We start from the raw sequence: 21,223 nt of genomic DNA on the forward strand, positions 1-21,223 counted from the left end.
TACGATGTACGCGACGGAGGGTGGACCTGTGGCCGCGGTGGCGTTCCCCTTTGCGATGATCTCCAGCGTGTTCGTGGCACCGTCGCAGATACCGGACTGGCTCGGAACCATCGCATTGTGAATCCGGTGTCCTCTACCGTCACCGCCGCGCGTGACCTGTTCGGGGATCCGGCGGCTGTCGGTGACACGTGGATCGAGCCGAAGGCACTGCTCATGTCGGTGACGTGGCTGATTGCGATCGCCGCCGTCTTCCTGCCGCTCGCGATCCGCCGCTTCCATCGCCTGAGCCGCTGACAACGGGCCACCCCTACGCCCCACGTTGGTCACCTGATCGTCGATGTGTCACTTGATCGTTTCTACGGAGATGATCAGGTGAACCGATGCCGCCCCGGAGGCGCACTTGTGTCATCTGATCGCATCCCACGATGTGAGCCAAAGATGATCAGGTGGCCAAATGCGCAATATGGGCCATTTTCGTCATCTGATCATCTCCGCCGCCGCCTCTTCCGCCGCCTCCGCCCCACGCCGGGCACGACCGCGGGTTGTGCCCGGCGAGAGGCCTACGGCGATGCCGGCACCGCACAGCAGGACGCCGGCCAAGGCTGTGACGGCCCACTGCGAGTTGCCGAGCGCAAGACCTGCGAGGTATCCGGCGATCGGCATGACGCCGCAGAACAGGCCGGCTCGGTCCGCGCCGAGCCGTACGACGCCGCTGTACCAGAGGATGAACGCGACCGCCGTGGTGAAAACGGCCATGTAGAGCAGGGCCAGGGTTTCCGCACCGGAAGGGAGCTGGAGACTCTGCTCGGACGTGGCCACACTGAGCACCGCCAGCATCGGAGCGGCTATCAGGCACGCTGCGGCAGACAACTGGATCGGTGACAGCTCCTTGAGCACGGGAACCGCGAGCAGGGTGAACGCCACTTCGCAAGCCAGGAAGGACAGAGCGTAGGGGAGCGCGATCAAAGGCGCCGACGTGGCGCCGTGAACCAGCACGATTCCCGTGACCACCACGCCGCCCCCGAATACCGTCTGGGCCCGGATCGGCGTACCGCCGGCCACCGGCCCGGCCAGAGCCAGCACGAGCGGAGTCGCGCCGACGACGGCCGCCATGAAGGCCGGGTCCGCGTGCCTGGTTCCTTCGATCAGCAGCCAGTTGAACGCGGCCAGGCCCGTGCCTGCGATCAGCACCAGGCGTGCGACGTTGCCGGCGCTCACCCGGAGCAGTGGCGCGATCCGGAAGCCGAGGACGGCCAGGAGGATCACGCCGGCGAGCAAGTAGCGCCACGCCTGGCCCGCCAGGACGGGATAGTCCGCCAGGGCCGGCGCGATCGCGATCGACGTTCCCACGATCGCCATCCCCAGGGCGCAGGTGAACGCGCCGATCGACGTGCTGGAAGGTTTGGAGAGGCGCGGCGGTGGCGCCATGGGAAGGGTCACGATCCGACTCTGCCGCCATTCCTGGCCTATCGACAGGGCCAGAACGAAGGTGATTCACTGGGCCAGTGCTCACCGACGACGCGGTCCGGCTGGCGGCCCATTGTGGCCCGGTACCGCCGAGCGGGAAGGTGGCTTGGCTGCGCTCGCGGCTGATCACCGCGATTTACGCCGGGTGGCTCGGTCCCGGAGACACACTTCCAGGGGCGCGAGACCTGGCGCAGGCGCTCGACGTTTCGCGTGGGACGGTGGACGCCGCGTACACGCAGTTGGCAGTAGAGGGTTTCGTGGACCAGCGGCCCCGGCGGCGGCCGAGCGTCGTCGGCGTACCCGGCTCCAGACCGCGAATCGCACAGCCACCCGAGTCGGCGGCGCCCCCGCCGTCGCCTGGCGTCCCGGATCCGTCGCTGTTCCCGCACCGTGCCTGGTCGGCTGCGTCGCGCCGTGCCCTGTCCGCCCTGACCAGTGAGGATCTCGGCTATCCCGATCCAGCTGGTCACCCTCGGCTGAGGGCCGGCCTCGCCGACTGGCTACGCCGGACCCGTGGTGTCTCCGCAACCGCGGAAACCATCCATGTCACCGCCGGGATCGCACACGCGATGGCTCTCCTCGCCGAGGTACTGGGCATGCCGGCCTGGGCGGTGGAGCGTCCCGGCTCGCCCGGGTCGACACACATGATGCGCCAGCTGGTGCAGGTACGGGAGGTGCCCATCGACGACGCCGGACTCATCCCGGACGAGATACCGGACGAGTCGGGGGTCGTCCTGGTCACCCCCACGCGCCAGTATCCGACCGGGCTGCTGATGCCCGCGGAGCGTCGTCGTTCCCTCGTCGAGGTCTGCAGTGCGGCCGGGCGGTGGATCGTCGAGGACGACTGGGACTCACACCTGTCTCCGCCCGGAGTGCCGGCTGCCATCCAGGCGCTCGCGCCGGAGACGGTGATCCTCCTCGGCTCACTGTCCAAGTCGCTGGCTCCAGGATTACGGCTCGGCTGGATCGTGGCTCCGCCCGAGGTGGCGGATCGGCTGCGGGAACTCAGGCGGCGGACCGATCTTGGCGTGTCCGTCATCGTCCAGCTCACCGCAGCCGAACTCATCGAGTCAGGTGGCTTGGACCGGCATCTTCGGCGGGCGCGAGCCGAGTATGAGCGGCGCCGGGCCCGCCTGGCGGCGGCCGTGCGGTCATATGGGGACATCATCGGGATTCCGGGTGGTGTCCATGCCTTCGTGGCGACGACGTCACCCGGACCCCTGGTCGACGAGATGACCAGAATCGGTGTGCCGGCCGCCATGGTCGACGACGAGCGCTACCCGGGGGCGGTCATCTCCGTGGCCGCGTTCACCGGCCGGGGATAAGAGGTCGCGCGACCTCTAACGCGAAAGGGGCCGGAACCATGCGATGGTTCCGGCCCCTTCATCGAGCGATTCGGCTTCGACGTCAGACAGTGACGTCCTGCCGCGCCGGCGCGTCGTCTCCGATCACGGTGGAACGCCGCTTGGAGACCCACACCGATGTGACGATCACCGCGACAGCGATCGCCGTGATCGTGTACCGCAGACCATCATTGGCGTCCGGGCCGACCGTCATGGTCACGATCGCGGGAGCGATCAGGACCGCCACCAGGTTCATCACCTTGAGCAGCGGGTTGATCGACGGACCGGCGGTGTCCTTGAACGGATCGCCCACCGTGTCGCCGATGACCGTCGCATCGTGTGCGAGGGATCCCTTGCCGCCGTGGTGGCCGTCCTCCACGATCTTCTTGGAGTTGTCCCACGCGCCGCCCGAGTTCGCGAGCATGACCGCCATCAGCACACCGGACGCAATGGCTCCGCCCAGGTACCCGGCGAGAGCGCCGATCCCGAGGCCGAATCCGACCGCGATGGGTGCCATCACGGCCAGCAGACCCGGAGTGGCCAGCTCTCGCAGCGAGTCCTTGGTGACGATGTCGACGACACGCCCGTACTCCGGGCGGGACGTGCCGGCCATGATGCCGGGATCGTCGCGGAACTGCCGGCGAACTTCGAAGACGACCGCACCAGCGGCCCGGCCGACCGCGTTGATCGCCAGGCCGGAGAAGAGGAAGACCACGCACGCGCCGATGATCACGCCGACGAGGACGTTCGGGGCGAAGACCTGGAAGTCGAACGTGTCGTGGTCGGCCAGGGTGGCCCCAACGTCACGCAGCGCCCGCTGGATGACGTCCATGTAGGAACCGAACAGTGCGGTGGCCGCCAAGACCGCGGTGGCGATGGCGATGCCCTTGGTCACGGCCTTGGTGGTGTTGCCCACGGCGTCGAGCTCGGTCAGGAGCTGCGCGCCGTCCTCATCGATGTCGCCGGACATCTCCGCGATGCCCTGCGCGTTGTCGGCCACCGGGCCGAAGGTGTCCATGGCGACGATGACGCCCACCGTGGTCAGCAGTCCCGTGCCCGCCAGGGCGATGAGGAACAGGGAGACCAGCAGCGAACCGGCGCCCAGCAGGAAGGCACCGTACACCGCGGCGGCGACCACCAGCGCCGTGTAGACCGCCGATTCCAGGCCGAGCGCGAAGCCGGAGAGGATCACGGTGGCCGGACCGGTGAGCGACGTGCGCGCGACGTCCTTGGTCGGCTTCTCGTCCGTTCCGGTGAAGTAGCCGGTCAGCCAGAGAATGACCGCGGCGAGTGCGATGCCGATGATGACCGCGAGGGTGGCGAGCAAACGCGGGTCGCCGTCGTGATCACCGATGCCGCCGTCGAGCTCCTGGAACGTCCCGGGAAGGTACGCGTAGGCCGCGATGGAGCACAGCACCACCGAAATCCCGGCGGACAGGTAGAACGCCCGGTTGATGCTGGTCAAGCCGCTCTCCCCGGCGCGAGCGCGCGTGAGGAAGATGCCGAGCACGGCGGTCAGCGCACCGATGGCGGGCACGATCAGCGGGAAGACGAGGCCTTCCGCGCCGAACGCGGCCGAGCCCAGGATCAGCGCCGCCACGAGGGTCACGGCGTAGGACTCGAAGAGGTCGGCGGCCATTCCGGCGCAGTCGCCGACGTTGTCGCCGACGTTGTCCGCGATGGTCGCGGCGTTGCGGGGGTCGTCTTCGGGAATGCCCTGCTCGACCTTGCCGACTAGGTCGGCGCCGACGTCTGCGGCCTTGGTGAAGATCCCGCCACCGACACGCATGAACATCGCCAGCAGCGCGGCGCCGAATCCGAAGCCCTCCAGCACCGTCGGCGCGTCGCCCCGGTACAGCAGAACCACCAGGGCGGCACCGAAGAGGCCTAGCCCCACGGTGGCCATGCCGACGACGCCACCGGTGCGGAACGCGATCCGCATCGCGGGTTCGCGTCCGTTGTCGCGGGCCGCGGCGGCGACGCGGACGTTCGCCCGGGTCGACAGCCACATGCCCAGATACCCGACGGCTGCCGAGAATCCGGCACCCACCAGGAAGAAGATGGACCGGCCGATCCGCACACCTGGATCGCCCGGAAGCAAGAAGAGCAATGCGAAGACGAGGATGGCGAAGATGCCCAGGGTCCTGAACTGCCGGCTAAGGTACGCGGAGGCGCCCTCTTGCACCGCCTGCGCAATCTTCTGCATGTTCTCGGTGCCCTCGCCGGCGGCGAGCACCTCTCGGCGGAACAACGCCGCCATGACCAACGCCGCCAGCGCGATGAGCGCGACGACGATGACGTAGGACAGGTTGCCGCCGGACAGCGAGACGGTCGGCCCGTCGGCGGCAAATATAGGCCCGGTCATTCGTCCTCCTTGACGTACCTTCGGGCGAAGGCTGTGATCGGGAGATCCCGGCACGGCTGGAGCAGCCGCCACGAGATCATGGACTCCACAATGGGCCGGCGACCCCCGCTCAAATGTGCCGGCCCGACTGGTCCGGGAGTCTAGATGCCCGAGCGGTCAACTTTCACATCGGGTACGCCTATTCACCTGATGTTGACACGAACGACGAGCAATTACGGACGTGCGAAACCCTTGCCTGACCCGGGTGACACGGGCAAGGCCGGTGGCTGGCCGCCGAGGCTCGATCACGCTTCCGAGATCGCGCCCTCGACGGTGTCGTGAATGGGAAACACCTTGGTCAGGCCGGTAATCCGGAAGATCTTCAAGATGCGTTCCTGGGTACACACGAGGCGGAGCGAGCCGTCGTGCTGGCGAACTCGCTTCAGGCCACCAACCAGCACGCCGAGTCCGGTGGAATCCAAGAACTCCACCCCGCGCATATCGACGACGATGTGGTACTGACCGGCGTCCACGATCTCGACCAGCTGCTCGCGCAGTTTGGGTGCGGTGTAGACGTCGATCTCACCGGCGACCTCCACCACACTCCGGTCACCCAACGGGCCACTGTCAATTCGAGCCGACAACGACAGGTCCACCTAGAGCCTCCAGATCGATCACGACGGGTGATCCCCCCCGATGATCACGTTATAGCGAGCTGACGTGACCCCTTGGACGGCAGCATTCCCGTACCGGTTCCCTTGGGGAAACAGGTCCTTGATGTGAATTGAACCACGGAACGGGTCGCGGGTAACGGGATTGTGGTCGGCCGGACGTGCGGTTGCCGTGGTGAAACGTCATCGGCCCTGCCCCGGCCGTACCCGGCCAAGGCCGGCAGCCCTGCCGCGCAGGTGTCCGGCGCGGGCCTCTAGTGCGAGACTCTCGAACGTGCCTCGTCCCACCGACCTGCTCGACGCCCTGCTCTCCGGTCCGCACCGGGAGGGCCGCGTCACGCACGTCGAATCCATCCCTGCGCGTGCGGCCCGGACGTCGGCTTGGCCCGGGTGGGTCGACCCGGTCGTCCGCTCCCGCTACGAGAGCGCGGGCATCCACGAGCCGTGGACGCACCAGGTGGACGCGGCGAACGCCGCGTGGGAGGGGCGGTCCGTGGTCGTCGCCACGGGTACGGCGTCCGGAAAGTCGATGGCTTACCTGCTCCCAGCTCTCACAGCCGGCCGCGCCGGACGCCGCGAAGGCGGCGCGACGCTGTACATCTCGCCCACCAAGGCGCTCGCGGCCGATCAGCTGCGCGCGCTGGACCACCTTGCCGTCCCGGGCGTCGTCGCCACCACGTATGACGGCGACACTCCCACCGAACTGCGGGCGATGGCCCGCGCTCACGCTACGTACGTGCTGACCAACCCCGACATGCTGCACCGGTCGCTGCTTCCGGGCCATCACCGGTGGGCGGGCTTTCTCCGTGCGCTGCGGTACGTCGTCGTCGACGAATGTCATGAGTACAGCGGTGTGTTCGGTTCGCACGTAGCGCAGGTCCTGCGCCGGCTTCGCCGAATCTGCGGCGGTTACGGGGCCGACCCCACCTTCGTTCTCGCGTCGGCGACGACGGCCGACCCGGCGACCACGGCGGAAAGACTGACGGGTCTCCCCACGGAGGCGGTGACCGACGACGCCTCCCCACGCGGAGCGACGACTTTCCTGCTGTGGGAACCGCCACTGGTCGAGGCGACGGGAACGGCTCGCCGCGGTGTGCTCGCGGAGACCGCCGACCTCCTGGCCGATCTCGTAGTCGCCGACGCCCACACGGTGGCTTTCGTCCGGTCCCGGCGGGCAGCCGAAACGGTGTCCGGGCTGACCAAGGCGGCGTTGCGACCCGTGGCTCCCGAGCTCCCGGACCGGGTGGCGTCGTATCGCGCCGGCTATCTGACCCACGAGCGTCGGGCCCTGGAGGCCGCGTTGCAGACCGGCGAGCTGCGCGCGGTCGCAGCGACCACGGCTCTCGAGCTCGGGGTCGACATCAGCGGTCTCGATGCTGTGCTCATGGCCGGCTGGCCCGGGAAACTGGCGTCGTTGTGGCAGCAAACAGGGCGGGCGGGCCGCGCCGGACAGGACTCGGTCGCGATTCTGATCGCCGGCGACGACCCGCTGGACTCCTACGTCGTGCATCATCCCGATGCGATCTTCGGGCGGCCGATCGAGGCGACGGTGCTCGATCCGGACAACCCGTACGTGCTGGCTCCGCACCTGTGTGCCGCGGCGGCCGAGAAGTCGCTCGCCGAGGATGACCTCGACATCTTCGGTCCGTCGACGCTCAAGGTTCTCGGGGCACTGGAGACGGAAGGGCACCTACGCAAGCGAGGGAGCGAGCATCCGAGATGGCATTGGACCAGGCGGGACAGGGCTGCCGACCTTGCCGACCTGCGTGGCTCCGGCGGCATGGTCACGCTGGTCGAGCCGGAGACGGGCCGTGTACTGGGTACGGTGGACGCTGTCCGGGCGCACTACAGCGCCCATCCGGGCGCGGTCTACGTACACCAGGGTGAGACGTATGTCGTGCTGGCGCTCGACCTCGACGGCGGCGTGGCGCTAGTACGGCGGGAGAGCCCGGAATACACTACGTCGGCGCAGGAAATCAGTGACATGCGCATCATCGGCGAGTCCGAGTCGCGGATGTGGGAGCCGGCGCGCCTGGCATTCGGCGAGGTGGAGGTGACAAGCCAGGTGGTCGGTTACACCAAGCGCTTGCTGGGCAGCGGCGAGATCGTCGGCAGCGAGCCTCTCGATCTGCCCGAGCGCCGGCTTCGGACGCGCGCGGTGTGGTGGACCCTGCCCGACGAGTCGATCGCCGCGGCGGGTATCAGCGAGGCGGATGCGCCCGGTGCCGCGCACGCGGCCGAGCACGCGTCGATCGGAATGCTCCCGCTGATCGCGAGCTGCGATCGCTGGGACGTGGGCGGGCTTTCCACGGTGCGGCACATCGACACCGGAGTGCTCACCGTTTTCGTCCACGACGGTCACCCAGGCGGTGCCGGCTTCGCGGAGCGCGGCTACCACCTGGCGCACCGCTGGCTGACCATGACGCGGCAGACGGTGGCGGAGTGCCCGTGCGAGTCAGGCTGCCCGTCGTGCGTGCAGTCGCCGAAGTGCGGCAACGGCAACGATCCGCTCGACAAGGCGGGCGCGGTGCGGCTTCTGGACATGGTTCTGCCATGACCACGCTGTTGCGTACCGTTCCCGCACCGGGCCTCGTTCTCGGCGGCATCGTGTCGGTTCAGGTGGGCGCGGGTGTGGCGAAGGGCCTGTTCGACGAGCTCTCGCCCAGCGCGGTGGTCTTCATCCGGCTGCTGACCTCCGCAGTGGTCCTGGTGCTGGCGACCAGGATGATCCTGCGTGCTCAACTGCGTGGGGCATCGCGATCCAGCCTGCTCGTCCTGGTGGCGTTCGGGCTGGTGCTGGCGGTGATGAACTTCTCCATCTATCAGTCCTTCGCCAGGATTCCGCTGGGCATCGCCGTGACGATCGAGTTCCTGGGTCCGTTAGGGGTGTCGGTCGCGTACTCACGCCGCCGGCTCGATCTGATCTGGGTGGTACTGGCGGGCTTCGGCGTGGTGCTCCTCACGCGTGGTGAAGCAGGTGAGCTCGACCCCGTGGGAGTGGTCTTCGCACTCGTGGCGGGTGCCTGCTGGGCTGGCTACATCTTGTTGAGCGCGCAGACCGGGCGCCGGTTCGAAGGAACGTCCGGCCTCGCCGTGGCGAGCGTGGTGGGCACGATCGCGATGGCACCGATCGGCCTCGCCGAAGGGGGCACCCAGCTGTGGGAACCTCGCCTGCTCGCCGCCGGGATCGCCGTAGGCCTCCTGTCTTCGGCTCTGCCGTACACCCTGGAGCTCGAAGCCTTGCGCCGGATGTCCGCGAAGGTGTTCGGCATTCTGATGAGCGTCGAACCGGCGGTGGCGGCGATGGTGGGTCTGGTGTTGCTTGGCGAGGTCCTCCATCTGCGTGAATGGTCGGCGATCGGATGCGTGGTGGTGGCGTGCATCGGTGCCACGCGGACCGGTCGGCCGGCGCCGGAGGCACCGGAGGCGTGAGCCGCGCGACACCGGCTCATCCTGGCCCTGCCCGCGCCCGCCGCTCCTGTGCCGGTAGCCAGGTGGCACCGGCGCCGGCCACGGCAACGCGGACCAGTACCTCGACCTCGACCCCGTGGACTGAGCACTCATGAAGCTGGGCACCGTTGGCACGGGCCACTGTCTCCGCCGCCGCGCATGCCGCGTCCGGACCCTGCGACAGCTGGACGGCGGCCGCCAGAGCCGCGAGGTCCGCGGCGGCGGCCGCCTGGCGCCGGGCTGACTGCCCCGACACCATGACGGCCGCGACCATGAACGCGGTGACGGTGAGCGCGATGACCATGAGCACCAGAACGGTCCCCGCACCTCGCTCCCCGCCGAGCCGGGGAGCCGGTGCCGGTGCGTTTGTCGCACACCGGTGGCTCACTTCGGGTTCTCTCCTTCCATACCGGATCAAGGGTCAGGGACGCTCCTCCAGCGCGACGGCTCGTCCGCGCACCGTGGGTCCGGCCGCGGAACCGAATGGGATAGGTGCGGCGACCGTGGTGCGGACCTCGATGGTCACCTTGCCCGCGGCCCTCCGGACGTCGATCACCGCGTCGTCCGGCGCGACGGCTTGTGCCAATGCCCGGACGGTGTCCGGATCCTCGCCACGGGCGGCCGCGCGGGCCGCCTCCCGTGCCGCGTCCGTGCACCGCAACTGAGCCGAGGCCAGGCCGAGCCCCCAGACGGCGGTGATCAGCACGAGAGCGAGCGCCGGCAGGGCCGCCGCCAGCTCTGCGGTGACCATGCCGCGCTGCCCACACGGGTCGCCGCGGGCCGGGCGCCGGCGGGTGAAGGGCCGCCGGCGCATCTCCGGGCTCGTCATCCGCCGAAGATCGAGAAGGCGCGCTTGATGACCTCCTCGAGCATGTTCCGGACCGGCTCCGAGCTGAGGAGCTTGTAGAGGACACCACCGAAGCCACAGGCGGCGACGGTTCCGACGGCGTACTCGGCCGTGGACATGCCGTGTTCGTCGCGGCGGCGAAGTCGGGTGATGACGGTGGACATAGGACCTCCTGTATCCGGCAGCCGGCCGGTGCGGAGCCCGCGTGTGCGGCGCTGAACCCAGACTCTCCGGCGAAGCGGCCGGATCACAGGGCCGAAGCAGCAGTGGTGGACAACTCGCCGGTGCAATTCCTGGCTGTGGATAACCAAGGCCCCGGCGTCAGGGGATACCGATACCGGAACTGACAATCAGCGGGACGATGCCGAGCAGCACAAATGCCGGCAGAAAGCACAAGCCCAGGGGTGCGGCTGCTCTGGCGCCCACTGCGCGGGCGCGCGCCTCGGCGGACCAGCGTGCCGCCTCCCTGCCGTCCTGGGCGACCCGCTGGAGCGCGTGCACCGGCGAGACGCCCCGGATCACGGCGGAGCCCAGCGCACGTCCGAGGGGTTTGAGAGCCGGGTCCGCGGCGAGCCCGGACCACGCTCGCGCCGGATCCGAACCGATCCGGGCAACGGCGGCGGCGGTCGCCAGAGCGGAGCCCAGCGGACCCCCGAGAGAGCGGCCGACCTGTTCGGCCGCGTTGACGGGCGGGCAGCCGGCGCTGATCGCTGCCGCCAGGAGATCAGCTGCCAACGGCAGCATCGCTCGCATCCGCTCGCGCTCCCGGCTTCGCGCTGGGGGCTCGATGCGTCCCAACCCGAACCAGGCGCCGACACCCGCGGTGACTCCGGCCGCGGCGCCCGCGGTGCCTCCGACGAAGATCGCGGCACCGATACCGGCGGCGACGGCCGCCACTACGCGACCCCGGTGGGAACCCAGCAAGCCATCGCGGTCTGCCACGCCCGATCGTTCCGTCCCGGTCGAGCCGACCTGAGAGCTCCGCGACGTCGGGGAGCCCGAACGGGTGTGCCACCGCCCTGGCTCCCCTAACTGGTGGCTGACGCGTGCGAGCCGCGCCCGCGCCGGGCGTGGACCGCTGGCGACGAACGCGGCGAGTGCCGCCGTGAGCATGGCGACGACGGTCAGCATGGGGGTTTCCGGCAGGGCCAGGTGTTCATGGCGATCACCGCTGCCACGGTGTCGAGACGGCGAGCCGTGACGTCCGGGCCACCCATCCCATTCCGGTGCCGATGAAGACCAGTGCGCCCAGCAAGCAGGCCAACCCATATGGATTGGTCAGCAGGAAGCTGATCGGCGCTCCGCCGCCGGTGGAGAACAGGAGCAGGGTGGCCACGGGTAGCAGGGCCAGGAGCCGTGACGTGGACCGGACCGTGGCGAGCTGGCTCTCTGCCTCTCTGCGGGCGCTCGCCTCGGTGCGCAGAGTGTCGGTGACCGCCGTGAGTGTGGAGGACAACCCCGCGCCAGTTTGGTGAGAGACCTCCCACGCCGCCGCCACCGCCGAGAGGGACTCCGCGCCCGGCTGCGTGGCTGCCTCGCGCAACGCGGCCACGGGGTCGCTGCCGACAGCGGCCCGTCCGGCGGCCGCGCCGAAGAGATCCGGCCATTCCTGTGCGGCCCAGCCCAGCGCCCGGTCCGGAGGTACGCCGGCACGCAGTTCACCGGCCAGAGCCAGGCATGCGTCGGCGACGTCGGATTCCCGCCCACGGCGGGCGACACGGCGACGTGCCCTGGCCCGGACGAGCAGCATGGCTGGCGGGGCCGTGGCCCCGAGAATGATCGCTCCAGGCGGGGCAAGCACCGCGCCGACCGTGGCGCCGACGAGACCGGCTGACAGGAGCCGCGCCGCCGTGCCCCGCGGTACCCACGAGAAGCGTGACCGGCGAGCGGATGCCGGAGCCGGAATGCCGAGCCGGCTGGTGAGCAGTCCCGCCCGGTGGTGCGGCCAGAGCGCGGCCGCCAGCGCGCCCGTGAGGATCGCGAGAAACGTCGTCATGGACGTCGTCATGGAGCGCACCCGCGCTGAGCGAGCTTGGCGCCGAGCTCGCCGTGACCCGGTCCCTCGATGACGCTTCCGTCCGGCATCACGGTGAAGGCGGGCCGGGGCTCCAGCCATCCTGCCCCGGATCGCGCCAGCACGTCGACCTCCGCCAGTCTCCGGTGCCCCGCACGGGTGCGGACGAGATGCACCAGGACGTCCAGGGCCGCACCGGCCTGGGCGTGGACGGCCTCCCGGCCGAGGCCGGCCGCGATCCCCAGGGCTTCGAGCCGAGCCGGTACGTCCTGGGCGGAGTTGGCATGCAGCGTTCCGCACCCGCCCTCATGCCCCGTGTTCAGGGCCGCTAGCAGATCTACGAGTTCGGCCCCTCGTGCTTCACCGACGACGATCCGGTCCGGCCTCATCCGCAGCGCCTGGCGGACCAGCTCGTCGAGACCCACCAACCCCACGCCCTCGACGTTGGACCGCCGTCCTTCGAGCCGGACGACGTGCGGATGCGCCGGCCGAAGCTCGCTGGAGTCCTCCACCACGACGATACGTTCGCGGGGATCGGCGACGCCCAGCAGCGCACTCAAGAATGTGGTCTTGCCCGTGCCGGTGCCGCCGGATACGAGGAAGGCCATCCTGGCCCGCATGACGGCGGTCAGCCACGGCGCTATCCCCGACGGCACGCTGCCACATTCGACGAGGTCATCCAGGGAGAACGCGCTGCCCGCCGGAACACGTAGCGAGATCAGCGGCCCGTCCGGAGCCACGGGCGGAAGCACGGCGTGGAAACGTACGCCGCTGGCCAGCCGTGCGTCGACGCAGGGAGAGGCATCGTCGAGCCGGCGCCCTGCCGACGACGCCAGTCGCTGCGCCAATCGCCGGACCGCTGCTGCGTCACGGAAGCGCACAACGGTCAGCTCCGGCCCATCGCCTCGGTCCAGCCACACCTCGGCGGGCCCGTTGACGAGGACGTCGGTGACTCCCTCGCCGCGAAGCAGAGGTTCCAGCGGACCCGCGCCCGTGATCTCGGCCCGCAGGACATCGGTGACCTCCAGCACAGCCGCGTCACCGAGAACGGCACCCTCGGCGCGCAGCACGGCGGCCACCCGAGCGGGAGTCACCGGACCTGCGGTAGCCGCGAGCACCGTTCGTACCCGCTCTATCAGGTCCTCGTCGGCGGAGCCCTTGACTCTCATGCCGCACTCACCTGGCGCTCGGACAGGAACTGCTCCACCAGTTCAGTCGCCGCGTGAGCCAATGGTCCCCGCGGATCCAGGCCAGGAGCCTCACCGCGATCGAGCTGCTCCGACATCCGGCGTTCCGGTCCCATTTGCACCGCCAGCGGAAGGCCGAGCGCAGCGGCTACGTCGGTGCCGCGGAGACCGTTCGGCGCCGGTCCTCGGCACACCACTCGCACGTCGCCGGTCATCGTGGTCAGCGTGGCCGCGACCCGGGAAGCGGCGGCGACCGCGCGGACCTCAGCGGGGACGACGAGCAGGACGGCCGTGCATGCCGCGACCGCTTCCTCGGCGGCGGGGTCCAGCCTCCGGGGCAGGTCCAAGGTGACAAGGTCACATGCCCGGCTCGCGGCAGCGAGGACCACGTGGGCGGACTCCGGCGAGACGGCAAGCAGGTCACCGCGGTCCCAGGAGAGAACGGCAAGGCCGTGCCGTCCCGGCAGCTCCGCCTGCAGGGCCCGCGCGCTCAGCCGTCCACGGCTGTCGGCCAGGTCCGGCCAGCGCAGGCCCGTGGTGTCCTCGGCGCCCAGCACGAGATCGATGCCGCCGCCGATCGGGTCGAGATCCACCAGCATCGCCGAGAGTTCACGCCGCGACGCCGTCACCGCGAGCGCCGTGGCGAGAACCGAGGCTCCGGCTCCACCGCGGCCCCCGATGACGCCGACTACCAGGGCGTCGTTGCCTCTGCCCTCGGCGGCATCGGCCAGCCGGTCAGCCAGCCACGCCTCGTCGTCGGGAAGAAAGACCACATGCTCCGCGCCGATGGCCACGGCGCGTCGCCACACCGTGGGATCGTTGCTGTCGGAGCCGATCAGGTAGACCGCGGGCCGGCGACCGGGTGCGAGAAACGCCAGAGCGTCGGCCTGATCCTCACCGACCACGACCATCGGGGCCGGGGCCCAGCGGGCGCGTGCCGCGCCGGGGTCGGGCACCACCTCCACCGCTGCGCCGGCGGCCGCCGCCAACCGAAGCACGTCGTCGAGGAGCTCGTCGTCAGTGGTGACGACTATGGGCTTGGGCGCGGAACCCGCCGGCGAAGAGCCAGCGTCCCGGACATCGTGGAACTGGGACTGGATCACGGACACCTCCGAGGTTGAGTCGGTACGTGTCCACGATCAGGCGGTGACGTGTCGCGGGCGATACCCGCGAGCGTGATTGTGGATTCAGTGCCGGGCGAAAGTCGTCCTGTGGATGAACAGGCGGGACGCAACCGGCGCCGCAGGAGCGTGCGGAGGACCGCCATGGGGATGCGGAAAAGAGAGGGCGCGGCCCCCGTCGGGTGGGAGGACGGGGACCGCGCGGACTCGGTCAGGGGGGTGGACCGAGTCACGGCGGCGAGGGGGTGCCGCCGGGGGCCATCCTGCCCCATGCTGAGGACTTCGAAACACTCGACATCACCAGATTCTTCGAGAATCTTGCCGACAGGCCGTTCCGGCTGCTGCTTGAAGCAGCGCGTGAACCCCATATCCTCATAAGTTGTGGGCGAGGACCGCCCGTTCAGCCAGATAGAGATGACGCCATATGAATCAAACCGGTACGGACCAGCTACCCCGGAAAACAGCCGCGTTCTTTGACCTGGACAAGACCGTCATAGCGAAGTCCAGCACTCTAGCGTTCTCCCGAAGCTTCTACCAGGGCGGGTTGATCAACCGGCGCGCGGTGTTGCGCAGTGCCTACGCACAGTTCGTCTACCTGGTGGGCGGAGCCGACCACGACCAGATGGAACGGATGCGTGAGTACCTTTCCAGCCTGGTGGCCGGGTGGGACGTCCAGGCGGTCAAGGACATCGTGGCGGAGACGCTGCACACCATCGTCGACCCCATCGTCTACGACGAGGCGATCACCCTGATCGAGGAGCACCACCTGGCTGGGCGCGATGTCGTCGTCGTGTCCTCGAGCGGAGCCGAGGTCGTCGAGCCGATCGGGGAGATGCTTGGTGCGGACAGGATCGTCGCCACCCGCATGGTGACCGACGAGGGAAAGTTCACCGGGGAGCTGGAGTTCTACGCCTACGCCGAGAACAAGGCCGAGGCGATGCGCAAGCTGGCCGTGGAAGAGGGCTACGACCTCGAACGAAGCTACGCGTACTCGGATTCGGTGACGGATCTGCCGATGCTGGACACGGTGGGGCACCCGTATGCCGTCAATCCGGACCGCGCCCTGCGCAAGGCGGCGGCGGAACAAGGCTGGCCGGTCCTCGTCTTCTCCAAGCCGGTAGCCCTGCGTCAGCGCGCCTCGTCTATTCGGGAGGCCCCCAAGCCGGCCATCGCCGCCGCCGCGATCGGCGCCGGTGCCGCGGCGGCTGGACTGGCCTGGTATGCGGTCCGTCGCCGTGGACGATGAAGAGTCCCTGCCACCCCTCCGGATAGATCGAGAGGAGGCCGAGGGAGGCGCGCCGGGCAATCGGTCGGCGGACAACCGCGGTGCCGCGCGGCAGTGGATCGTGGCCGGACTCGCCCTCCTCGTCGGTGTGCTCGTGGGTGTGGTCGGCGTCAATGCCCGCAATGACGCCATCGAGCGAAACCGGGTCGACCTGGTGGCCGGTGGCGTCGAGCTCGAATTCCTGGGCACGGGCAGCCCGCTCGCACGCGTCCGGATGGGCCTCAACGTGCTGAATCGGGGCTCGCACCCGATCGAGGCCGTCCAGATGTCCTTGCCAGGCTGGAACGTGGGAGAAGGCGAGGGCTCCGGCGCGGCTCCCACTCTCGAGCCGGACGTGTGGGGCAGGTTCGTTCTGAACATGGAACCCGACTGCGACTCGTCGCCGGACGCGGCGGCGATCGAACTGGTGGTCCGCTCGGAAGGAGTGGAGAGCATGGTTGGACTTGACGTCCCGCCTGGGGCGCCTGGCCCCGTCGATGCGTGGATCTGGGCCTGCGAGGGCTCCGGTCCGCACGACTTGATCAGCATCATGGGTGTGCGTCTCCTCGATCCTGATCCCGGAGGTGACGTTGTGAGCACTGTGTTCACCGCCAGCACCTTTCAACCGGCGGGCGCATTCGTGACCGGAATCGACATCGAGGCGAACGGCTTCGAAGCCACCGTGCGGGACGCGCCGGTGGAGATCCCGGCAACCGGTACATCGGAGCTGACGGTGGTGTGGCGGGTCGCGGACTGTGCGGAGGCGGAGGGTTTCTCCGCGGTGCACGCTCAGCTGCTCGTGTCCGACCGCCTCGCGAGCGCGCCGCAGGCGGTCGATGTGTGGATGGAGGACGCGGCGCTGATCAGGCTGGCGCAGCTCGCGGTTCACGCCTGCACTTAGGCCCTGACCCAGCGGACTCGGTGTGCCGGGCCTTGCCGTGCGAGTGTCGACGATATATCGTGAACCTATCGCGATCGTTCACGACAGGCACGGCTGGAGATGAGGCTGATGGGTGCGGCGCATGCGATGGGAATGCCGTGGGCAGGTGTCAAGCGTGGCTCCTGCGGCCCGGACGAAGGTTGGTTCGCGGCCATGACGAGCAGGCGGCACGGTGGCTTCGGAAACTTCGGTCCGTGGTCCATGTTCGGCCACGGCGGCGGCACATGGGGAACACCTTGGCGTGGCGGACCGGGCGGTCCCCGGCGCGGGCCTAAAGCGCGTCGTGGCGACATCCGGGCCGCCATCCTCGGGGTTCTCTCCGAGCAGCCAATGAACGGCTACCAGGTCATCCAGGAGATCGCCGAGCGCAGCCGAGGTGCGTGGAAGCCGAGTCCCGGGTCGATCTATCCCACCCTCCAGCAGCTGGAGGACGAAGGGCTGGTCATCGCCTCGGAGCAGGGGGGCCGGCGTGCCTTCGAGCTCACCGCTGACGGCCGGGCGTACGTCGAGGCCCACCCCGAGGAGATCGCTGCTCCGTGGGAGGCCTTTACCGCCGCAGAGGACGACGACAGCGGTTTGGAACCGATGATCGCCCAGGCAGCGGCAGCGCTGTGGCAGATCATGGCCACCGGCAGCGCCGATCAGCAGGCACGAGCCCGGGAAGTCCTCGGTGACATGCGCCGGCGACTCTACGGGATCCTCGCCGACGGCGATGACAACGACGACGACCTCAACGCAGGGGGGTAGCCATGACCACATCTCAGCCTCGGCTGCGCATCGGTGACGCCGAGCGCGATTCCGCCGCCGCGGCACTGAGCGAGCACTACGCGAACGGGCGCCTCACCAAGCCTGAGTACGACGACCGGCTCGAAGCTGTGTGGGCCGCGAAGTTCAACGCCGACCTCGACGTCGTCTTCACCGACCTGCCTGCCACCGCGTCGCCGCCGAACCTGGAGCGCCGGGCCGCGGTGCCGCGCGCGGGGCGGCCGGGGTGGCGCATCGGCGGCGCGCGTCTGATCTGGCTGGTGCCGGTGGCGGTCCTCGCCGCCGTCGTGGCCCTCGGCGTGCTCGGGAACGCGCCGTGGCTGCTGTTCGTCGCCTTCTGGCTTTTCGCCTGCGGTGGCTTCGGTCGGCACCACGGCGCCGGGCACCGGTTCGGCGCCACACGACGTCTGCATGGCAGGGCAGCACACGGGCACAAGGCTCGGTGGTCATGACCGACCCGCTCGCTGACGTCGCTGCCTTGGACGGCGTCGGCGTCGCGGCAGCGCACGCGCGCGATGCGATCGACGCAGTGCTGCGGCACCCGGCGATGCGCCGTGGCGCCGCCGAGATCGCCGCGGAGTCCGCCGTCCGGGGTGCCCGCGCGTCGGCGCAACTGGCTGGTGGCGATCCGGAGGCTCTCGCGGATCCCTACGTCCAGGGAGCGCTGCGGGCAACGGCAGAGCTTCCCGAGCTGGCCAAGACATGGGACCGCTCGCCTCGCCAGGTGCTGGCCCGCATTCACCTGCTGGCGGCACGAGACCTGGTCACGGATGCCGACGCCCTCGGGCGTCCGGACTCGAACGCCGATGCCGGTCGGCTCGAGCAGCTTCTCACGGTGGCGACGGCGGCCACCGCCGCACCCGGAGTGGTGGTCGCCGCCATCGTCCACGGTGAGCTGCTCGCCATCCGACCGTTCGATGCCGCCGACGGGCTGGTGGCGAGGGCCACCGAGCGGATCGTGCTGCTGGCCAGGGGCGTCGACACGAAAGCGGTCAGCATCCCCGAGGCCGGTCATCTTGCTCTGGCCCGCGCTTACGAGCCCCTTCTCGACGCCTATCGATCGGGCTCGCCGGCCGGGGTCGGCGCCTGGGTGCGGCATTGCGCCGAGGCCTATGCGCGTGGAGCCGAAGCAGCCCTGGCCGTCGCCGAGTCGCGGTAGCCGCCCCGCGTCCGTTCGGTCCCCGGCTACGCGCTCGCGTCGAGCTCCACCACGTCGTCCTCACTCAAAGCCAGGTCGACGGCGGCCGCGGAGTCCTGGATGCTTTCCGGCCGGCTGGCCCCCGGGATGGGGATCACTCGCTCGCCTTTGGCCAGCATCCACGCCAGGCAGACCCGCTGCGGGCTGCAACTGTGCGCGGTAGCCACTCGATTGAACGCCTCGAAGCTGGAACCCAGCTCCCGGGCCCGGGAGATGCCGCCCAGGGGACTCCAGGGCAGGAAGGCGACTCCGAGCTCTTCGCACAGTTCGAGCTCCGGCTCACTGCTGCGGAAGGCCGGCGAGAACTGATTCTGCACGGATGCCAGGCGTCCGCCCAGGATGTCCTGAGCCTGCCGGATCTGGCCGAGATCAGCGTTGGAGATGCCCGCCAGGCGGATCTTTCCCTCGTCGAGGAGGTCCCGAATGGCGCCGAGCGAATCTTCGTACGCCACGGTGGGATCGGGCCGGTGGAACTGATAGAGACCGATAGCCTCCACGCCGAGGCGTTTCAGGGACGCCTCGCATGCCCGCTTCAGGTAGTCCGGGGAGCCGTTCTTCTCCCAGGTGCCGTCGCCTGGTCGCAGGTGCCCGCCCTTGGTGGCCACCAGGACATCACTGCTGTGCCCGCCGTAGGAGGCGAGGGCCTTGGCGATCAGTGCCTCGTTGTGACCCACCTCGCCGGCGTGGAGGTGGTAGGCGTCGGCGGTGTCGATCAGCGTGACCCCGGCGTCGAGAGCGGCGTGGATGGTGGCGAGCGATCGTGCCTCGTCCGGCCGTCCCTCGATGGACATGGGCATCCCGCCGAGCCCGATCGCGCTGACGTCGACGTCGCCGATGCGGCGATAGTGCATGGTTCCCAACCTCCACGGCGGATTGGCGGCAGTCATGGTCTTGAGTCTTCGCACGTGCGCAAGGCACGTGTGCCTGCGCACGACTAGCCTTGCGGGTCGGCGTTCACATGTCCAACAGCTTGACTCGACGTGCCCGAGCTGCTGGCGTGCCGTAGGCACGTGACGCTGGAGGTGAACGACGTCCACACGCTGCTGGGCGTGGTCCGCGACGGACTCGGGATGGCGCCGCAGCGCGGCTGGGAGCAGGATGATCGAGCAACTGACTCCCGCGGGGGCAGCCGGCTGGTTCCGAGACCCCGGAAGACGTCGCATGCGAACGGCGCCCCTGCTGGAGCGCCGTCGCTGACACGTTCAGATGGGTTACCAGAGCGTGCATCTATCTGTCGCCTCGGCTGGCCCGGAACGACTGCCCGTACATGGGCGGATCGCCGCGTGGGTGCCCATCTGCCGTGCGGTGGACCTGTACGGTCCGTTACTCCCCTTGATAGCCCATCGCCGTGTTCCGGGGAAAGGGGAACGCCTAGATCCGTGCAGATCTTTACAGTCCGCACACATCCGCGGACAGCCTCCCCAGCGCGACCAGGATGGAGGCGGGCAGTGGAACGTTCTGGACCCGGGTACCGGTGGCCGCGGCGTCCGGCGCCACATGGAAGTGCAGCGCGGCGCCGTCGAAGTGTTCGATCTCGCGGCAGTCGGAGATCTCCCAGCCGATGTCGATCGCCACGCTCTCCTCGGCGTCCAACGTCACAGGCAGTCCGCCGGTGGCTGCAGTGAGTCCGTCGGTGTGGATGCGGATCCGGAGCAACGCCGCGCTTCTGTCGGCTCGTGGAGGCAGCGGATAGGACGCATAGAGGTGAAGCCGAGTGTGAAGGACGCTGTCCCCAGCGTCACGGGGCAGCACCTCCGCCTCGGCGACGAAGATGTCAGGATACTCGGGCTCGCCCATGGCGCACGTCGTCGTCCATGCCTGCCTGAACCAGCCTTGGTCCGGCCCGAACTCCAGCGGGACCGTCGCCTCGGCGGAGGCGCCGCGAACGTGGGCGCGAGCGGAGACGTGGCTGGCTGTGCCGGCCGGTGCGTCGGCGGTGCAGTCGGGCGTCATCCGGACCTGCAGGCTGGCCCATGTTCCCGGTCGTGCGGTGACGGGATCCGGCTGCCGGCCGTCGTCGGGCCGGCGCCAGGCGTTCACGTCGACATAGAGCACGTCGACCGGCGTCGAGCCGGCGTTGAAGATCATCAGGTCGGCACGCCAGATCGGCGCGCGAGGATCCAGGGAACTCGCCAGCTCCACGTCGACGACGCGCCCTGCTACCAACTCAATTCGACCTTGCTCGGCCGCATCGTGGCGGGCGTTCGCGCCAATGACACCCGCGACCGCCCCGACGACCAGCGCCAAGCCGAGCCCGAGCCATTGGCGCCAGGGCCGGTTGTCGGAAGCGTCGTCACCCGATAGTTCGTACACCGGGTCGTCGGCGTTCAGGTGCATCGGCGAGTAGACCGGGACGTCGTCGGTCCCGCTGCCGTGCGTTGCGGCGGCGTCGTCGCGGTGGGATCGGGCCCAGCGCCCCATAGCTCCAGTGTCCATCCGAGAGAGGTGTTCCGTCGATAGTGCTCGGACATTGCTGCTTGGCCCCCGTCCCGTTTCGCGTAGTGAATCTGAGACGATCAGGTGACAGTCGGGTTTCAGGTCCGTGCCGTTCACCGCACCGTGGTGCGGTGAACGGTATTGCCGTCCAGGTGGGCTCATGGTGAGCTTGACCT

General features: G+C 69.4%; 20 protein-coding genes and 1 pseudogene. 9 read left to right on the forward strand and 12 right to left on the reverse strand.

Features of this window, described 5'->3' with window-relative positions; all coding sequences use genetic code 11:
* Window positions 1-22 precede the first annotated feature (22 nt).
* Window positions 23-294 (forward strand): annotated as a pseudogene (locus G1H11_RS27010) (ABC transporter permease); the annotation flags it as partial.
* Window positions 295-477: 183 nt separating this feature from the next.
* Here the strand turns inward: G1H11_RS27010 and G1H11_RS10515 are convergent.
* The gene (locus G1H11_RS10515; RefSeq protein ID WP_163818529.1) at window positions 478-1,440 is read right to left on the reverse strand and encodes an EamA family transporter; all 963 of its coding nucleotides are present in this window, start codon (window positions 1,438-1,440) and stop codon (window positions 478-480) included.
* 65 nt (window positions 1,441-1,505) lie between these two features.
* On the opposite strand from G1H11_RS10515, the gene G1H11_RS10520 reads away from it, so the two are divergent.
* Window positions 1,506-2,792 (forward strand): aminotransferase class I/II-fold pyridoxal phosphate-dependent enzyme, encoded by a 1,287-nt coding sequence (locus G1H11_RS10520; RefSeq protein WP_163818530.1) that lies wholly within the window; start codon window positions 1,506-1,508, stop codon window positions 2,790-2,792.
* A gap of 82 nt (window positions 2,793-2,874) precedes the next feature.
* Here the strand turns inward: G1H11_RS10520 and G1H11_RS10525 are convergent, their stop codons facing one another.
* Together G1H11_RS10525 and G1H11_RS10530 are read right to left on the reverse strand one after the other, a co-directional pair.
* Entirely contained in the window at window positions 2,875-5,175 is a 2,301-nt protein-coding gene (locus G1H11_RS10525; protein WP_163818531.1) for a sodium-translocating pyrophosphatase, read from the reverse strand.
* Between the two features lie 284 nt (window positions 5,176-5,459).
* A complete protein-coding gene (locus G1H11_RS10530; protein ID WP_163818532.1) occupies window positions 5,460-5,810 on the reverse strand; it encodes an anti-sigma factor antagonist in 351 nt (116 codons plus the stop codon).
* 289 nt (window positions 5,811-6,099) lie between these two features.
* On the opposite strand from G1H11_RS10530, the gene G1H11_RS10535 reads away from it, so the two are divergent.
* Complete coding sequence (locus G1H11_RS10535; RefSeq protein WP_343074845.1) at window positions 6,100-8,382, forward strand: DEAD/DEAH box helicase; 2,283 nt, start codon at window positions 6,100-6,102, stop codon at window positions 8,380-8,382.
* Window positions 8,379-9,257 (forward strand): EamA family transporter, encoded by an 879-nt coding sequence (locus G1H11_RS10540; protein ID WP_163818533.1) that lies wholly within the window; start codon window positions 8,379-8,381, stop codon window positions 9,255-9,257. Before G1H11_RS10535 ends, G1H11_RS10540 begins: the two co-directional genes overlap by 4 nt.
* 16 nt (window positions 9,258-9,273) lie before the next feature.
* Here G1H11_RS10540 and G1H11_RS10545 read toward each other — a convergent pair whose 3' ends face one another.
* The 7 genes from G1H11_RS10545 to ssd form a co-directional block, all read right to left on the reverse strand.
* Complete coding sequence (locus tag G1H11_RS10545; protein ID WP_163818534.1) at window positions 9,274-9,663, reverse strand: Rv3654c family TadE-like protein; 390 nt, start codon at window positions 9,661-9,663, stop codon at window positions 9,274-9,276.
* 33 nt (window positions 9,664-9,696) lie between these two features.
* The gene (locus G1H11_RS10550) at window positions 9,697-10,104 is read right to left on the reverse strand and encodes a TadE family type IV pilus minor pilin (protein ID WP_163818535.1); all 408 of its coding nucleotides are present in this window, start codon (window positions 10,102-10,104) and stop codon (window positions 9,697-9,699) included.
* Entirely contained in the window at window positions 10,101-10,286 is a 186-nt protein-coding gene (locus G1H11_RS10555) for a DUF4244 domain-containing protein (RefSeq protein ID WP_163818536.1), read from the reverse strand. Before G1H11_RS10555 ends, G1H11_RS10550 begins: the two co-directional genes overlap by 4 nt.
* Window positions 10,287-10,443: 157 nt before the next feature.
* Window positions 10,444-11,064 carry a type II secretion system F family protein gene (locus G1H11_RS10560; RefSeq protein ID WP_163818537.1) on the reverse strand — a complete coding sequence of 207 codons (621 nt, stop codon included), beginning with the start codon at window positions 11,062-11,064 and terminating at the stop codon, window positions 10,444-10,446.
* Between the two features lie 223 nt (window positions 11,065-11,287).
* Window positions 11,288-12,130 carry a type II secretion system F family protein gene (locus G1H11_RS10565; RefSeq protein ID WP_163818538.1) on the reverse strand — a complete coding sequence of 281 codons (843 nt, stop codon included), beginning with the start codon at window positions 12,128-12,130 and terminating at the stop codon, window positions 11,288-11,290.
* On the reverse strand, window positions 12,127-13,305 hold the full coding sequence (locus G1H11_RS10570) for a TadA family conjugal transfer-associated ATPase (RefSeq protein ID WP_163818539.1): 1,179 nt from the start codon (window positions 13,303-13,305) through the stop codon (window positions 12,127-12,129). The genes G1H11_RS10565 and G1H11_RS10570 overlap by 4 nt, the downstream gene beginning before the upstream one ends.
* Complete coding sequence (ssd, locus tag G1H11_RS10575) at window positions 13,302-14,426, reverse strand: septum site-determining protein Ssd (protein ID WP_163818540.1); 1,125 nt, start codon at window positions 14,424-14,426, stop codon at window positions 13,302-13,304. Before ssd ends, G1H11_RS10570 begins: the two co-directional genes overlap by 4 nt.
* 442 nt (window positions 14,427-14,868) lie before the next feature.
* On the opposite strand from ssd, the gene G1H11_RS10580 reads away from it, so the two are divergent.
* From G1H11_RS10580 to G1H11_RS10600, 5 genes are all read left to right on the forward strand, one after another.
* Entirely contained in the window at window positions 14,869-15,690 is an 822-nt protein-coding gene (locus G1H11_RS10580; RefSeq protein ID WP_163818541.1) for an HAD family hydrolase, read from the forward strand.
* Window positions 15,680-16,609, forward strand: a complete 930-nt coding sequence (locus G1H11_RS10585; protein ID WP_163818542.1) for a hypothetical protein — start codon at window positions 15,680-15,682, stop codon at window positions 16,607-16,609. The genes G1H11_RS10580 and G1H11_RS10585 overlap by 11 nt, the downstream gene beginning before the upstream one ends.
* 192 nt (window positions 16,610-16,801) lie before the next feature.
* Window positions 16,802-17,395, forward strand: coding sequence for a PadR family transcriptional regulator (locus G1H11_RS10590; RefSeq protein ID WP_216843644.1), 594 nt, complete (start codon window positions 16,802-16,804; stop codon window positions 17,393-17,395).
* A 2-nt stretch (window positions 17,396-17,397) separates the two neighbouring features.
* On the forward strand, window positions 17,398-17,865 hold the full coding sequence (locus G1H11_RS10595) for a DUF1707 SHOCT-like domain-containing protein (RefSeq protein WP_163818544.1): 468 nt from the start codon (window positions 17,398-17,400) through the stop codon (window positions 17,863-17,865).
* Window positions 17,862-18,572, forward strand: a complete 711-nt coding sequence (locus G1H11_RS10600) for a Fic family protein (RefSeq protein ID WP_163818545.1) — start codon at window positions 17,862-17,864, stop codon at window positions 18,570-18,572. The genes G1H11_RS10595 and G1H11_RS10600 overlap by 4 nt, the downstream gene beginning before the upstream one ends.
* 26 nt (window positions 18,573-18,598) lie before the next feature.
* Here the strand turns inward: G1H11_RS10600 and G1H11_RS10605 are convergent, their stop codons facing one another.
* Entirely contained in the window at window positions 18,599-19,462 is an 864-nt protein-coding gene (locus G1H11_RS10605; RefSeq protein ID WP_163818546.1) for an aldo/keto reductase, read from the reverse strand.
* Window positions 19,463-20,000: 538 nt separating this feature from the next.
* Window positions 20,001-21,032, reverse strand: a complete 1,032-nt coding sequence (locus tag G1H11_RS10610) for a hypothetical protein (RefSeq protein WP_163818547.1) — start codon at window positions 21,030-21,032, stop codon at window positions 20,001-20,003.
* Window positions 21,033-21,223 lie beyond the last annotated feature (191 nt).

The organism is Phytoactinopolyspora alkaliphila, assembly GCF_010550695.1.
Classification (GTDB): domain Bacteria; phylum Actinomycetota; class Actinomycetes; order Jiangellales; family Jiangellaceae; genus Phytoactinopolyspora; species Phytoactinopolyspora alkaliphila.